The organism is Novipirellula herctigrandis, from assembly GCA_007859835.1.
GTDB lineage: Bacteria > Planctomycetota > Planctomycetia > Pirellulales > Pirellulaceae > Novipirellula_A > Novipirellula_A herctigrandis.
The window spans coordinates 8,304,428-8,321,240 of record SJPJ01000001.1; the positions used below are offsets into that span (position 1 = coordinate 8,304,428).

Genomic DNA, 16,813 nt, shown 5'->3' on the forward strand with positions numbered 1-16,813 from the left:
CCATTTCTAAATTTCCCAGCGATGAAGGCTATAACCGTGTCCTCTTCAGAAATTCCAGAGGCAGGATCGTCAGCAGACAAGACGCTGAAGGAGAGCCTCGATAAGGAGAGCCTCGATAACGCCCTGAGCAGTAACGCCCTGAGCAGTAACGCCCTGAGCAGTAACGCCCTGGGCAGTAGTGCCCTGAGCAGTAACGCCCTGAGCGTTGGCGAAAAGGTGGGCTACGGATTGGGGGACACCGCCTCGAATCTCTATTGGAAGACGTTTGAATTCTTTTTGATGTACTTCTACACCGATGTTTTCGGCCTGACCGCGAAATCCGCGGGCGGGATGATGCTGATCACTCGGATATGGGACGCGATCAACGATCCCATTGTCGGATACTTGGCTGACCGCACGCGTACGGCTTGGGGAAGGTTTCGCCCGTATCTCGTTTGGATGTCCGTTCCGCTTGCGATTACCGGTTGCCTTACCTTCTACACCCCCGACCTCAGTCCATCGGGCAAGCTGGCCTACGCCTACGTTACCTACACGCTTGTGATGATTGCATACACAGCGATCAACATTCCCTATGGAGCGTTGATGGGTGTGATCTCATCAAGTTCATTGGAACGGACGAGCGTATCGACTTATCGGTTTGTGGCCGCATTCATTGGTGGAATCGTTGTCCAATATTTTACGTTGGACTTGGTCGCGATTTTTGGTGGCGGTATCGACACGATGGTGGTGGATGGTGTTGAAAAAGGAAAGGTTGTTAACGAACAAGCTGGGTTTTTCTGGACGATGGTCATCTTTTCGATGGCCGCTGTGATTCTATTTCTGATCACATTCGCCACGACAAAGGAGCGAGTCCAACCGGAATCCGAGGCGGAGTCCACTTTTCGCGCGGACCTTCATTTCGTCCTCACCAGTTTTAAATTTCATCAGATCATGTTGATCGGATTGACTTCGCTAGCGCTGCTGGCGACGGCACTCAGTCCCGATACGCTGTACTGGATTCTTGCCGGCTATCTATCGCTTAGCGTACTCGCATTGGTTGTGCGATTCGTCGCTTTGACTGTGGCGGGCAATGACAACCATCATTCAACATTTGAGCAAGATTTCAATGACTTGCTAACGAATCGGCCTTGGATGGTGTTGTTCGGATTCGGCCTGATGCAGTTGATGGGAGCGTTTGTTCGTGGCGGTGCCATTCTTTACTACTTCAAGTACTACTGTGGTGATGCCGGATACGCACCGGCTTTTTGGGTGTCGGGAAGCTTTGCCGCAATCGCCGGCATGCTGTTGACCAAGCGGTTGACCAGTATTTTTGGCAAAAAAAAACTGATGATCTTGATGAACATCGGCGTCGCCGTAACGACAGCCGTGTTCATTTTATTGGGTCCCGAGCAAATCGTTTGGATGTTTGCGTTTCATATCGCCGCATCGTTCATCGGTGGGCCCAGTCCGGTGTTGCTGTGGGCGATGTACGCTGATGCCGCGGATTATTCGGAATGGAAGAATCATCGTCGCGCGACGGGCTTGTTATTTTCCGCCGCCACATTCTCTCAAAAGCTGGGCTGTGCAATTGGGGCAGCGATGACGGGTTTTGCGTTGGACTTCTATGACTACGCGCCGCCAATCGATGGCATGGACGTGACGCAATCCGATCATACGAAATTTGGCTTGTGCATGATGATGAGTTTGATTCCAGCCGTTTTTTACGTTTTAGCGGCCGCATGTTTAGTGTTCTACAACATCAGTGAACCAAAGCAGCGGCAGATCGAATCCGAATTGCAGGAGAGGAGACGACAAGAGTCAAACGTTGTTCCCGAACCGTCATAGACGCATCGTTTGAATGAAGTTAGCCATACCGCATCTAGCCACCCAGATCAGCAATCTTTTACCATGACTCACGCTCTCGACATCAACGCCTACTCCAAAGCTGACCAAGCTCGAAGTACGGATCTGGACGCCAACGTGGTGGAAGGCCTGAATTCCGTGCAAGGATATTACATTCAGTCGCAAGGAGAGAGTTGGTACAAAATTGCAAACAGTCATCTGATGCCGGACTTCTTTGTCAGTCAAGTTAGTGCCAGTGATCATTGGATGTTCATTTCAAGCCGAGGTGCTCTTTCGGCCGGTCGGAAGAATCCTGATTCAGCGATCTTTCCCTATTATTGTGCGGATAAGCTGTTGGACATGGCGGGCAGTACGGGGGCGAAAACAATTATCCGAATCCCATTGCCCAACCATCAACATACGTTTTGGCATCCGTTTGCCGATAGCGTGACTGGCGATGCGTCCATTCGTCGAAACCTCTACAAGAACGAACTCGGCAACAAACTCATTCTTGAGGAGATCCATGGTTCTTTTCAACTGGCGTTTCGTTACCAATGGTCGTTCGGCAACCGATTTGGTTTTATTCGGTCATCCCGGCTTAGCAACCTAAGCTCGTCAAGCCGGACAGTGTCGTTTATTGATGGAATTCAAAACGTAATGCCGTATGGGTTGGGCCGAAATTTTCAATTGCGGTTTAGCAACTTGGGGGACGCCTATAAAAAGAACGAGCTCGTCGACGGATCCACCTTGGGGATCTATTACCTGAGTTCAATTCCAACGGATCGTGCCGAACCAAGCGAAGGACTTCGTGCGACGACCGTTTGGCAGCAGGGGCTTGATCAACCCGTTGTGTTGCTCAGTTCCCATCAACTAGAGCGGTTTGAACGGGGGCAACCACTTAGCACGGAAACCAACATCCGAGCCCGTCGCGGAGCCTACTTTGTGTCGGCTGAAATGGATTTGGTCGGCAATGGTGAAGCGGATTGGCGGATCCTCTCCGACGTCAATCAAGATCAAACAGACGTCATTAATTTACGTCGCCAGATTACTGACTCGCCGAGCATTGCAAGCGAAATCGACCAAGACATTGCCGACAACTCCGATCAACTCTTAGCGATCGTATCTGCAGCGGACGGTCGCCAACTTGGCGAGGATCGTTTGCGTGTCCATCGTCATCAATCAAACGTGTTGTTCAACGTGATGCGTGGAGGGATTCCCTCGGATGGATACTTGATCGATCCTGTTGACCTGCTTTCGCATATTCGCAATTTCAGTAAATCCGCGTTCCAAAGAAATCTTCCGCTGCTCAATGGGCTTACGGGCCCTTGTGAGTTCCGTGAAGTTCAACGCTTAGTTAACCAAACCAACGACCCCGATTTGATTCGTATTGTTGCAGAGTATTTGCCGTTCACGTTCAGTCGGCGGCATGGCGATCCGACACGCCCTTGGAACTCCTTTTCGATCGACTTACTTGCAGCCGATGGATCGCAAAACCTGAGCTATCAAGGCAATTGGCGAGATATTTTTCAAAATTGGGAGGCGCTTTCTCTTTCCTATCCAGATTTTATTGGAGGGGTCGTTCTGCGGTTTGTGAATGCATCCACCGCCGATGGTTACAATCCTTATCGGCTAACCAAACATGGGTTCGATTGGGAATCCCCCGATCCGAATGACCCTTGGGCAAACATTGGCTATTGGGGTGACCACCAGATCATCTATCTACTGAAACTGCTGGAGTGGTCCCGCCGTTTCGATCCTTCGCGACTTACTCAATGGCTGGACGCTGAAGTAGGTGCTTATGCTCAAGTTCCGTATCGCATTCGACCTTTCCAAGACATTTGCCGAGACCCTCATAACACAATTGATTATGACCATGTTTTGGCAAGCCAGATCGAGAAACGAGTGGAAGCAATTGGCGCGGATGGGAAACTGTTGCAAGGCCCTGGTGGCGGCCCATGTCACGTCACTCTGCTAGAGAAATTGCTGGTTCCAGCATTGGTCAAGATTACGAATTTCGTCCCGGAAGGAGGTGTTTGGCTTAACACGCAACGGCCTGAATGGAATGATGCCAACAACGCGTTGGTCGGACGGGGACTTTCGATGGTAACCGTGTGTTACATGCGCCGTTTCTTGGCGTTCATGGTCCAGTGGTTGTCGATCGATGGAGTGCCCGAGTCGTGTTTGGTTTCGAATGACGTCGCTGGTCTGTTGAAGCAAGTTGCTGCGATCGTAAACCAATATAGCAACGCATTTAATCAACCGATGTCCGATCAAATTCGAAAACAGATGGTCGATGCTCTTTCAACCGCCGGTTCCGACTATCGTCAGCATCTATACAACAATGGCTTGTCGGAAGGGAAAGAAGCGATTGTCGTTAGTGATTGCCAAGAGTTCTTTCGTCAATGTTTGGTGATGTTGGATCATACGATTCGTTCAAATCGACGTTCCGACGGGCTCTACCACTCCTATAATCTGCTTTCACTTGACGATAACGGTGCATGCATCCAACCTCTTTACGAGATGTTGGAAGGGCAAGTCGCTGTGTTAAGCAGCGGAATACTTTCTGCGTCCGAGGCGGTTGAAGTTTTGGACGCATTGCGGGCGAGCAAGATTTATCGCGAGGACCAGCGGAGCTACATGCTCTATCCGGATCGTGAATTGCCGACTTTCCTTGAGAAAAATGTCATTGCCGCTACCTCGGTTGCACGGTCTGAGCTTATCCAACGGTTGATCGCCGATGGCGACACGTCGGTGGTAAGAGCGGACGTTGATGGAGAGGTCCATTTTAACGGCGATTTCCGCAACGCTTGTCAATTAGCAGAAGCATTATCGATCTTGTCGAAGGACGAGAAATATGCCGAGCTGATCTGTCAACAACGCCAACGACTCTATGAGATCTTTGAGCAAACCTTTAGCCATTCGGACTTCACAGGGCGTTCGGGAACTTTCTTTGCCTATGAAGGCTTGGGGTCGATCTATTGGCACATGGTCTCAAAACTAGCGCATGCGACGATCGAAAATGTGGTTTCTGCAAAGAACGCGTCGTGTGACACCTCCATCATTGACCGCTTGCATCAACACTACCGAGAAATTCGTGATGGACTTGGATTGAACAAATCGCCCGATCAATACGGGGCATTTCCATCGGATCCGTATTCACACACACCTAAACACGCAGGCGTTCAGCAGCCAGGCATGACTGGACAAGTCAAGGAAGATATCTTGTGCCGATTGACTGAAATCGGAGTGCGTATTGATGGCGGAATACTTTCGTTTGACCCCGTGTTACTAGAGACGCAAGAGTTCCTGAGTGCCGATTCGGAATTGCAGTTTTATAACCAGCACGGGCATCGAACCGAAATCGTCGTTTCAGCGGAGGAGTTTGCGTTTACACTTTGCCAAATTCCGGTCGTCTACCGCCGCAGTAGTGAACGACAATTGACCGTTCACTTTGCGACGTCCGAATCGACCACTCGTGAAAGCCTCAGCCTGAACGCCGAGGAATCCGCAAGCATTTTTCTGCGAAAAGGTCAGATCACGAGGATTGATGTTCACTTTGATCCTGCGAATTGCGTTTAAAGTTGGATCGCAAGTGGCCGCCCAATACATTGTCTTTACGCAATGTTGCGACCGATAATGGTCGCGAAAATGGTGGGACGCTTTTCGAGATGCACGCAACCTTTTTGACACGCCTGCCGCTTAGCGATCAGCTACTGTAACCGTAACGCTGCGATGATCGGACCCAATCTCAGGACCAACTTTGCGTTCTACGTACGCCAGTTCTCCGCTCGTCATGACATGATCGAGTACTAATCCGAAGGGAAACAGTGGGAAACGATACCAAGTAGGAGTGACATCCCATCGACCACTCGTTCGCCGCAATTCGCTAAGGGATTGGAACTCATTGAAATGAGGTGACCAAGGAGTCACGTTCAGGTCGCCCACCAGAATGATCGGCAATTCCGGGGTTTGTCGTTTTGACTTTCGAATCATGTTGGCTAGTTGCATCAGATGATCGTTCCGACGTGCGAATCCGCGAGCCCCGATTGGTGGAAAAGTGTGTGTGACAAAGATGCGACGCGCACCGGTCGGCGTCTTGATTGTCGCTGTGATCGACTCGATTGACGAATTCAGGGTGAACGTTGCCGCGTCCTCGATGGGGAAACGCGAATACAACCCAATTCCAAAGTTTCCAGCATCTTGTGGTCGCGTAATCGAGTAGGGATGCGACGTCCCAAAATCGTTCCTTAGCCGGTAGGACAATGGTGAACTCAATTCTAAAATGGCAAACACGTCTGGATCGCCACTATGTAAATCCGCAACAATTTCGTCGTGCCGATCATTTTGCGTCAGCACGTTTGCCAGGGTGATTGTTAGAGTATCCGCAGTTGTCTCTCTATCAACCGCATTTGAGTTTTCGCCGCAAAGCCATGCGGTATGGTTAAGTACACAAACCAGCATCGCGATTGCCCAAACCCAACGACGAAAAACAATGCACAGCCCCAGCAATATCGCCAGTGCAAGGCATTGTTGCACACGCAAATTCGCCAATAGATCCGCAAACCAATGATGCGCTGCGAACAGGGTCACAAACGCGATTGTTAAAAGCACGATCGATGAAAATCGCGTAATGTCCCAGAGGACCATGTTGGCTCTTCGATGTGACTTGTTCTTCGCAGTCGTTTCCAAGCTATCTACCACTGTGAGAGACCTTGTAGGATGGCGATGCCTCGCCGAGAATACAGAGAATCACGCGGAGGTACCACCGCATTCACGTATGTCGCATCCCGTTTCTCTACGGCTTCATGATCATGCGAATCACTTTGGCAATCAGAAACAGCCACGGCGTCGCATGAAGCACTAAATCGAAGATGTCGATCGGCTTGCGGAGCGTTCCTGCTACGAGCATTTTAAGTTTTTCCCAAATATGTGGTTCGGGAAAAAAAGGAGCCAATCCCAATGTCAACGCTGCCACGACAAACAAAATCATCGGCGTTCGGTCTATCCAATTCATGTTGCTTTCCTTACGAAATGTCTCTTGTGTTATCCTTGTGCAGTGTACGCCAACCACTACCTTTGAAGTTTCCATCCAAATGATTGTGTGCCGAAGGCACTCGGGTGCGTTGACTCGCAAATCTATAATGCAAAACAAAGGGTGGCTAATCCGTATGGCTAACGAATGCCAAGTGCTGGCTGTCGGCGGACCATGATGGGACGTTGTTAGTGCCCTGCCCGCCATAGACGTAAGCGACCACGTGTGGCTCGCCCCCACCAATTGGCATCGAACGCAAGTAAACGGTTTTGTAGAACGGATGCTCTTCCGATGGGATATCCTTTGAAAAGGACAAAAACACCATGCGTTTTCCATCAGGCGACAGATGCGGAAACCAATCGTTCAGCTCATCATGAGTGATTTGGACCTGCTGCGTGCCATCGGGCTTCATGCGCCAAATCTGCATCGTTCCGGTGCGTGACGAATTGAAATAGATGTACTGTCCGTCTGGGCTATATTCCGAACCATCGTCGAGACCTTCGGCGGTGGTCAGGCGGACTTCTTCACCACCATCCACCGGGATCCGATAGATGTCGAATTGATCGTTGCGCTGGCCCGTGAAGGTTAAATGTTTCCCATCGGGTGACCAACCGTGTAAATAGGAAGGGGATTTCATTGTCACACGTTCCGGCTCGCCACCTGTGCTTGGCAGAGTCGAAATCACCGAATCACCACCGGCATCGGCCGCGTGATAGCTAATTCCCAGCCTCTGTCCATCGAACGACAGCACATGATCGTTGTTGCAGCGTTCTGCGGTACCGATGTTTAGCAACAGTGGCTTGCGTTCGGAAAGTGAGAACTGAAACAGTTTTCCTCCCGAGTTGTAGATCAGTGTGTCGCTATTCGGCATCCAATTCGGAGCTTCGATTGCGTCCGTCGTACGGAACAGGACTCGGCGATCGCCACTATCGACGTCCAGCGTTTCCAAGCGGCTACCGATGTAGTCACGATAGGGTGCGAAATGCTCTGCTGCGGGGACCGTGATTCGTACGTTGTTGAATGTCGCCGTCTCGATCACGTCGGGATTGTGCGAGCAGACGAATAGCCCTACCAGCACTTCGTCCCCAAGTTTGATCTCGTCACAGCGAGAAACTTCGAAAAGTTGGCCGAACCGCGCGACAGACATGGTATAGCGATCGCCCCGACGTTCGAGTTGAATGACGTCGGAAGCGGTCAACTCGGAGCGGATCTCTTCCGTCATGGCGCCGGTGCTGCGGCGAAGTTGTAGCGAGGTGAGTCCATCGCCATGCACGACCGCATTGATGTGCGGTGAGTCGGTGTCGAGCGTGGAACGTACCATCCATCCCAGTTTGCGATGCGGATCGGTCCCTTGTCCGATAAAGTCTGCTCGCGTCCGTAGAATGAAATCGCCTTTCATCTGCCGATAGACAAAGTGAAACTCATCCTTGTCGAACCAGATGTTGGTTCCCGCACCGGATACGGTATACGACTGCGTTTGAGAATCGTAAACCACCGAACCCTTCTGTGCCGGATTGCCCACATCAATGTGCGATACGAACTCGCCCATTGGCAATGCTTGGTGCTCTGCCGCATTGGTCACCGCTGCGAGAAATGCGACAAGAAATGCTACGAGTAACACTGTGCGAGCCAACCCGGTGACAAGTCTTTCTCGTGCACTCGTTGAGCTGGTCACGTTCATAATGGGGCCACTATCCTTTGTCATGATATCGATTTTTATGCCGATTGATTTCGATGTGGAAACGGTGATCCAAAATCACTCAGCTCTCCGTTGAGAGCCGTCGGCAAACCGAGCTTTGTTTGGCGGAGACGCAAAAGTCACCCTTTTTGTTGCCAGATTTGAATCGTGTTCATTGTATTGCGCATCTCCTTACACGTGTGACTATTTCCAATGAGCAGTTTCGAATGGCAGCCTGCGAATAGTCCCCAGCGGTTCAGCGAAAGAAGAGATGTTCGTGCGGAGCTTATTTCCACTCGCTGTTGATAGAGGGAATTAAGTCGACGCCAACAGCCGTTTCAGGCATGTAATCCACGCCGGCTGCAGCCATGAACTGCCTAGCCGATTCCAAAGAGACATCGCTCGCGCTACTGATTTTTAGCGCCGGGACGTTTGCGGTTCTCCGCGTGCAAGCGCGGGCTGCTATCATGGTCGTTCACCGAATGGGGATGAAGACATCAAGCCATCGCGACACAGGAGAATAGCAAACATGAAAGTTCGGACATTAAGCGTCTTGATTGGGCTCACGATCTGCTGCGTCACCATGGGGGCCGACCAAGGTAAAACGTACCGCAGCATCTCGTGGGACAAGTTCAATGCATCTGGACCGGAATTGAAACAAATCGGTTGGGTCGCAACGCGTCATGCGAAGGACATCAAGTCGTCGGACTGGTCGGTCGGTTGCGAGACGCTTGATCGTGATCAGGCCAACTTTAGTGTCTACAAGGACTACGTGGGCGAATTGGGAGCCAAGTACGGGCGGCTGCAGAGCGGCTGGGCCAAGTGCGAGAAGGAAAAGGGCGTCTACGATTTCGCGTGGCTGGATCAATGCGTCTACGGCCTGGACGAACAGGGCGTGGAGCCTTGGATGTGCCTGTGTTACGGTAACCCGATCTACAAATCGAGCATCCAACTGGGGTCATCGCTTGGACCGGTTGTGAACTCGGAGGAGGCGATGGCCGCGTGGCTGAGGTATGTCGAGGTCACCGTAGCGAGGTACAAAGACGTGGTCAGAGAGTGGGAGATATGGAACGAACCGTTTGGTCAGGGCGAAGACTACGCCGTCATGGTTTTGGCAACCGCTGAACTCATTAAGAAGATCCAACCAGATGCCGTCATCCTGGTTACACACATCAGGGATTCGGATCGCACGATCGTGCTGGACGCGCTCAAGGCTGCGGGCAAACTCGATCTTGTCGACTATTGGGCCTACCACCCTTATGCACAAAACCCCGACGCATCCTACCAGTGGGTTGAGAAGACACAAAGGCAACTTGCCTCGTACAGCCCCAAATACAAACTGTACCAGGGTGAAGTCGGGTGCCCGGCGATCTTGGAATGGACTCATGCGTTGGCACACTATCCGTGGACCGAATACAGCCAGGCGAAATGGAATCTGCGTCGCATGGCGGGTGATCGGGTCCGCGGCATTCGGTCCAGTGTGTTCACCATAATCGACCTCAAGTACCCGAACATGCTGCAATCATTCGGCCTGATCCGATCGAATCTCCTGCACGAGTTCATTTACAAGCGGCCCACCTTTTACGCGGTGCAACACATGATGAGCTTCTTCGACGATGCGGTCATACCCGTGGGTATTTTGGATTGCGAATCGACATCTCCTCGCAAGTTGACGGTCGCGGGTTTCCAGAAGGCTGGGACATCGGTCGCGTTGATGTGGTACAGCGGTGAAATCCCCAGTGATGAACTTGCCTGGGACAATGTCGATGTCACGGTCAAAGGAGTTGCATTCCAAGACCCGGTGTATGTGGAAATGATCACGGGCAAGGTCTTTGAACTCGACCAAAATGCTTGGAATAGCGAGGGTGGAAATACAACGTGCACTCAGCTACCGGTGTGGGACAGCCCGATGATGCTCGTCGAACGTGCTCAGATCGAATTTCGCAAGGAAGCAACTAGGTAGCTGGGCAGATCGTTACCGAGGAAGCAAATTCATTTCGGACGGGAACAATTCGACCTGCCTCGATTTACCGTTCGACTTTCGCATTGCCTGTAGGGGTGTGTCGGTGGCGTTCACAGTGATCTCGCCTGCCGAGGCATACTCCACACGCAGGCTGCTCGCGCCCGAATGCCGAATTCGTGACACCGTTTACTGAACAGACGCTCCGGTTCCTTCATCCAGTCCCAGGACGCGGTATCTCCGCTACCGATTTCTCGCACCTTCGCCACCGCTGGTGCGGTGTCAGTGTGGCTAACCAGCATGGCGATGATCACAAGCAAAGCCGATACTTTTCATCCGGCCATTGCCGTTCGTTTTGATGTCAATCTAAGGGTCTCGTAGCGGAGTCTCGGCAGGCAGCAAACAGCGTCCTATTCCCTGTCCAGTGCTACGATTTCTTTGGGGGAAAGTACGCGTCGGTAGACTCGGACGTTGTCGAGCCAACCCCGGAACTGGGCCCGGTCCATGTCGGCGCTAAAGGCGCCGATTGTGAGGGAGTCGCCCGGATGGATGAAACCGTCGCGCTGCATGGCGGCGACTTCTTCGCCATTGACATACAGACGCATCATCCGGTTGTCATAGGTGGCGGTGAGGTGCGACCATTCGTCAACCGGCAGCGGCTCCGGTCCCTGCAATGCATGGCTCCACGCGCTCTGCGGGATTTGCCAAACCGGATAACCTCCGCCCAAACCAAGTCGGTATCCCTCGGTACTTCCACCAACTGTGTTGAGCATCCAACGGTCACTTTGCAATGCTTCCGACGGCTTGCACCAGAGTGACACGGTTACGCCGCCAGGGTGGAAGAAGGGGCTGGGGACGGACGCTTCGGCGCCTCCGTTGCCACAGCGCAGGACCTTGCCACCGCGTCCTGCTTCGACAGAGACACCTTCGCACCTGAGCCGGCAGTCGTTTGGCGAAGAATCGGCGAAGTATTGATGCTCATCGGCTTCAAAATCCCAATGGGCCAACAAGTCGCCGGTGATGCGGATCGGTTGCCAGGGCATTCGGTCGCCGTACCCGGCGCGGACCTGCTCGTAGCGCCGTTGCGGCGGCTGCATGCCTAAGTCTTCGGGGATAATGTCGGTCACGGATTCCGGAGCCCAATCGTCACAGAAGACTCGCTTGATGGCGTTAACAAACGTGAACCCGGTACCGGTGGTCGGCTCGATGAAGTGCCCCTCACCGAATTCGGTCCAGTTGTCGAAAACGACGATTCGGCTGTCCCAGCGGTCGGCCGGCTTGGCATCGACCAATTGTTTGGCATCGCGACAGGCGGCTTCGAAGTTCTCGGCGTCCGGGTCGGCGATATACGAGCCCTTGCCCGGCTTGATCCGCTGCCAACCGCGGTCGTCTCGGCCCATGACAACGTTGGGAATATCCGGAAGTTTACCGGTCGAGGCGTCGCGATCGATCCAAATTTGTTTATACCGCCTCAAGACATCCGCATGGTCACGGTAGGCCAGTCCGGCCCGGTCCAAACCAACGGGCTTGGCATCGGTGCTGAGGTTGTAGCCCGACACGGCGTCCCAGCCACTCTCGGCGATCTGTTTGGCTAACGCATCGTCCAGCGAATCCATGCAGGCGATCAAACGCAGACCGTCAAAACCGGCTTGGCGGCATTGCTCGCGCATCTTTGCGAAGGCTTGCTTCGTTCCGTTCGCACCACCGAGTTGGCGAATCAACTGGCGCGGCTGCCATACGAACAGGACGGGTTGATTGTCGATCTTCAGGTAGGACGGGTTTGTGAAATAGTTCTTGATCCAAAACGGCAGCAGGTTCTCCAGCAAGTCGGCTTCGTCCTTCACACCTTCGGCGCAACCGTTTTCCCACATCAGCGTAAACGTGAACATGTCGCGATACTTGGCGTTCATAAGGCCGTCGTGAATGGCATGGCCGAGCTTATGTTCGATTTGTGGCTCTTGGTGGGCTCGGTACCAGCAGTAGATGAAGCCGTTAACGCCATGCTCGATCGCATACTTGATGTGCCAATCGGCGACCTCGGGCGTGCCTTCGTCGTACCAACCGATCGCGGGGCGGCGCTCGGGCCAAGGTTCGATCATCTTCCACCCGTAATGCGTGCCCTCTTTCCAAAGCGCGCAGTAGTGCATCAAGTTGATGTAATCAGTCTTCGCGGGACGCGGCTTGGGGACATACGCGGTATCGGAAAGATCCGGCAAGGGCTCGACATTAAGGGTAAGATTCTTGGTGGTTGTCGTGGCGTCGTTCGACGAAACGGCAACCTGAACCGTGTACTCACCAGGTCGAGCGGCTCGGATGCGCCAACGTGCCATGTCGAAGTCGTCCATCCCCAGGTAAGGAATCGACTGCTCTGTTTGATCAAGCAGTTCAACAGCTGCGGGAACCGACAGCCGAACCGTGATTTCTTCGGCTTCGCCGCCGACGTTTTGAATGCCGACGACGACAGTCTCCTCCCTATCAGGACGAAGCTTGGCTCGACCGGCGGCAAACGAGCGGATATAGAACGACGGTGTTCCAACGGGGCGGTCTGACAACACCAGTTTACGAAGTCGGACCGGACCGGTGCCCCCACTGAAACTCAACGCCATGCGCCGCAGGGTTCCCGTCCAGGCATCAGCGGACGCTCCGGAAACAACCGTTGGGCGTCCACCGGACTGCGGCTGGAAACAGAGCGTACCCGAACCGGTATCGGTTAGAAAATCGAGGTAGCCGACGCAATCGGATGAGACGGCTTCAAAGTCAAGACAAACAAAGGGAGTTGCTGCAACCTCCGTTGACAAAGCCGGGCTTATCAACATCGCGTTCGCCGTGGGGAAGGTCCCCGTGAAGATTCCATCTTTGACTTCGCAGGTCGATCCATTTTCAGCCTGCCAATCTTTCCAGTTGGAACGATCGCCGAGCACAGTTTGCCCTGAAAAATGTGGTTTCTCGTGCAGTGCCGGAGTGACCGTGGATGCTGTTTTCAAAAACGCCAAACGGTCGAGGCTAGGATTGCGGATGTCCATCGAGTCGATGACACCGGCAACCGGGCCGACGCTCAACGGTTCCGTCCCAGGCGTGATCCGTCCCAGGCGCGCCGTTTGGAAATGCTCGCCGTTGACGTTCATCGTCATAGTCAGCCCCGACCACGCCACATGCACCTCGTACCAAGTGTCCGCGTTGACGACGGGGCCGCGTAGTCGCGATTCCCATTTGCCTTCGACCTGAACGAAGAACGAGAGATGCCCGCCTTCGTGCCCGTCAATGCGCAGCAGGTATTCGTTTTCTTTCGTCGCCAAGACCTGAGCGCCGTTTAGCAACTCGTCGAGTCGAAACCGGCAACGGATTTCTAACCCCGGTCGCAAACGCACTTCCGGCCGGTCCGCATATTCAAGTGTGCGGCCAGCAAGCAAAGCTTTGCCGCGGTTGATTACCGGCAAGACACCTGCTCGCCGCAGATTTGGCGTCTCTGCAGCGCGAGAATCGGAAACTATCAATGCGACAATCACTAAGGTCAAAAAATAAGTGGTGACGTTCTTCATCGTTTGTTCAATTCCGTTGGTTGATGGTGATTGCCTTTCGACGTGGGATGTTGGGGTTGCCCTTTCGTTCCCATTTGTTGTCGCCCGGACATGCCACGACGCAGGCACCACAGCCGTTGCAGCGGTCCACGTCGAGTTGGGGGATCACGGTGTATTCTTGTTCGGACCATGCAAACGAGATGGCCTCCATCGGGCAAACGCGTTCACAGATCTCGCATTCCTTGTCGTACGCTAATAGGCACAAATTAAACTCAATCTGTGCCAGCCCGATCGGGTGCTTGAGCTTCTGTTCCAAAGTCAATCGGTCGATGGCACCGCTGGGACAGACTTGCGTACAAGCGTGGCAATCTTCACGACAGTAGTCGGTATCGAAATGGACCAGCGGCGCCGCCAGCCCAGCAAACCGATTGGGAGCGAAATCGGGTCGCAGAATCTTCGGCGGACACGCTTGCAGGCAATTACCACAGCGAATGCACAACGCGGCAAATTGATCCTCATCGACGGCCCCGGGAGGACGCAGGGGAGGCGGCGACTCCTGTCCACTCAACCGACGAAACCGACTTCCCAGCAGCCCTCCCAATCCACCGGCGAGCACGAACCCTGCAGAAGACATTGCGGCCCGGCGTGGCACTGCTACACGGTCATGCAGTGGTGTTGGCCGCAGAGGCGACCGCTTCTTGGAACACGTCTGTCTGCGCCGCCACGTCACGGGCCAATGCAGCATGTCTTGCGTGGCTCCCAACGGACAAAGCTTGGTACACCACAACTGCGGCAGGACGAGCGACATGGCTATCACGACGGTGGGAACTACCCAAAGCCAATCGCGATAGACGCCTCCGAACAAAGCCGAGAATAGACTAAACGGATCGAGCCACAAGAACAGTGGAAAGCCACATGCGGCGCCACACCATGTCATCAAGACCAACCAATGACCGATTCGTGGAACTCGGTGGACGCTCACCCTGCGAAACGATAAAGAGCGAAACGATGCGGACGCAGCACAATCTTGCAACAGGCCCAACGGACAGACGAAACGGCAGAGAAATCGGCGGCGGAACGCACAAACCAAAGCAACGCAGCTTGCAGCTCCAAACAGCGAGAGCGTCCCCCCAGCCCCAGCCAACAACGAACCGATGGCGACAAACGGACTTAACGCGGGCAACACTGTTGTCGCCTTGGTCCAGGGAACCAGCGGCAAGCACAACGCAAGCGAAACGGCCAGCATGCCCCAGCGTACTCGCTCTCTTTGCCGACGTGTTGCGAAGAGGGCGCGGACCCAAAAATGCAAATGGTCCGAACGGTGCTTCGCATTGTTGGAGTCCGACCGATTTTCGCTCAACCCGTTTTCGCTACGTGCCCGTCGTTGGTCGGCCGCTTTCATCCCAGATAAGCCTTCTGCTCTAACAAAAGTTCACGAACCTTCGGAATCGATACCTCGCGTGCCAACACGTTGTCACGGACGGCGACTGCGGCCGCAGCTCCGGCTGCCTGACCGCTAACCCAGCAATTGGGAATCACTCGAATCAGATCGCTCATCTTTGGTTCGTGTGAGAGACTTCGACCGGCCGTCAACAGGTTGTCGATCTTCGTTGGCAACAATGATCCGTACGGGATGTCCCATTCTTGGTGGTCTCCGTTCCAGGCACCGCCCACGCCGACGCAGTCCACGAACCTTTGCCCTTTCTTCACGCCGTCCAGCGTCAAATTTTCCGTCCCCTTGAGCGCGCGAGAAATCCGCACGCCCATCTGAGGGGCCGTTTCCATTAAGTAGACCTCTTCATAACCCGGAGTCGATCGCAACTGTTCCACTTGCTTCCAAATTTGGCGTCGGTGATTAAGTTCCAATCGAGACAACTCGCGAACATCTAAACCGTCTGCGTCGGGGCCGTGCATGTTGACCCAATTCACGCCGGGAATCGGCGTCACACTGCCGATATGTCGAGGGGGGCGTTGGCCATTCGATTTCGACCTGTCCACGCGATCCAAGTTGCCAATGCGATAAGGCAAACCGATGTGGTACTTGCGTCGTTCGTGATCGGCCCCTGCCGCAGCAAAGATGTCGCCGTCGCCAGTGGTGTCGATGACCTGATCGGCCAAGATCGCTTGCCGACCGGACTTGCTTTGGAATACGATGCCACGGACCACGTTGTCGTCCATGATTGCCTCAGCGGCCCAAGAATGCAGGAAAACGTCGATGCCTTCTTCCAATACCATTTCGCCCGTGACGTGCTTGAGTGCTTCGGCATCCACCGTTGGGTTGACGCCATCGCGGCGATTGACGATGCCACGATCCAGCTTGTCGAGTCGCTGCATGATCTCTTCGCCGATGCCCTGGGTAACCTGTTTCTTCCCCGTGACCCAATGGCCCAGAATCACCAATACTAACCCGCCGGTCGATAAGCCACCAAAGTGGTTGTAACGTTCAACGATCGTCACCTTCGCACCTCCCCGCGCCGCAGCGATTGCCGCGCAGGTTCCGGCCGGTCCCGCCCCCACGACCAACACCTCGGTATTGTGGATCGATGGAATGACCTTCTGTGGCTGGATCACTTGACCGTTGACTAGCGAACACGGTTGAACCCCGGTAACGTCGGCCTGAACACCAGCAGGTGCATCGTTGCGAGAGGCCAAATCGGCACGTGCAACTCCCGACACCGATCCCGCGGCCAAACCACCGATGGTTGCACCGCCATAGAGTTGCATCCATTCACGACGCGATAATCTTGATGTCATATCAGGGGGCTCCTAGAAACAAAGGAAGGAATCTCTAAGGAAGGTATGCC

General features: G+C 53.8%; 9 protein-coding genes. 3 read left to right on the forward strand and 6 right to left on the reverse strand.

What is annotated here, in order from left to right; all coding sequences use genetic code 11:
- Window positions 1–36 precede the first annotated feature (36 nt).
- Both CA13_RS30045 and CA13_RS30050 read left to right on the forward strand, forming a co-directional pair.
- On the forward strand, window positions 37–1,824 hold the full coding sequence (locus CA13_RS30045) for an MFS transporter (protein WP_419195018.1): 1,788 nt from the start codon (window positions 37–39) through the stop codon (window positions 1,822–1,824).
- A gap of 63 nt (window positions 1,825–1,887) precedes the next feature.
- Window positions 1,888–5,400: a hypothetical protein gene (locus CA13_RS30050; RefSeq protein ID WP_419195019.1), complete on the forward strand. Its 3,513-nt coding sequence runs from the start codon at window positions 1,888–1,890 to the stop codon at window positions 5,398–5,400.
- Between the two features lie 120 nt (window positions 5,401–5,520).
- Here CA13_RS30050 and CA13_RS30055 read toward each other — a convergent pair whose 3' ends face one another.
- The 3 genes from CA13_RS30055 to CA13_RS30065 form a co-directional block, all read right to left on the reverse strand.
- Window positions 5,521–6,468, reverse strand: a complete 948-nt coding sequence (locus CA13_RS30055; protein ID WP_146402948.1) for an endonuclease/exonuclease/phosphatase family protein — start codon at window positions 6,466–6,468, stop codon at window positions 5,521–5,523.
- A 148-nt stretch (window positions 6,469–6,616) separates the two neighbouring features.
- Window positions 6,617–6,835: an RND transporter gene (locus CA13_RS30060; RefSeq protein ID WP_146402950.1), complete on the reverse strand. Its 219-nt coding sequence runs from the start codon at window positions 6,833–6,835 to the stop codon at window positions 6,617–6,619.
- A gap of 145 nt (window positions 6,836–6,980) precedes the next feature.
- Complete coding sequence (locus CA13_RS30065) at window positions 6,981–8,558, reverse strand: TolB family protein (protein WP_419195020.1); 1,578 nt, start codon at window positions 8,556–8,558, stop codon at window positions 6,981–6,983.
- Window positions 8,559–9,060: 502 nt separating this feature from the next.
- On the opposite strand from CA13_RS30065, the gene CA13_RS30070 reads away from it, so the two are divergent.
- Window positions 9,061–10,494, forward strand: coding sequence for a glycoside hydrolase family protein (locus CA13_RS30070; protein WP_146402952.1), 1,434 nt, complete (start codon window positions 9,061–9,063; stop codon window positions 10,492–10,494).
- A gap of 407 nt (window positions 10,495–10,901) precedes the next feature.
- Here CA13_RS30070 and CA13_RS30075 read toward each other — a convergent pair whose 3' ends face one another.
- From CA13_RS30075 to CA13_RS30085, 3 genes are read right to left on the reverse strand one after another with little or no spacing between them, the layout of a single operon-like run.
- Window positions 10,902–14,030, reverse strand: coding sequence for a LamG-like jellyroll fold domain-containing protein (locus CA13_RS30075; protein ID WP_146402953.1), 3,129 nt, complete (start codon window positions 14,028–14,030; stop codon window positions 10,902–10,904).
- A 7-nt stretch (window positions 14,031–14,037) separates the two neighbouring features.
- A complete protein-coding gene (locus tag CA13_RS30080; RefSeq protein ID WP_146402955.1) occupies window positions 14,038–15,411 on the reverse strand; it encodes a 4Fe-4S dicluster domain-containing protein in 1,374 nt (457 codons plus the stop codon).
- Complete coding sequence (locus CA13_RS30085) at window positions 15,408–16,763, reverse strand: FAD-dependent oxidoreductase (protein ID WP_146402957.1); 1,356 nt, start codon at window positions 16,761–16,763, stop codon at window positions 15,408–15,410. The genes CA13_RS30080 and CA13_RS30085 overlap by 4 nt, the downstream gene beginning before the upstream one ends.
- Window positions 16,764–16,813 lie beyond the last annotated feature (50 nt).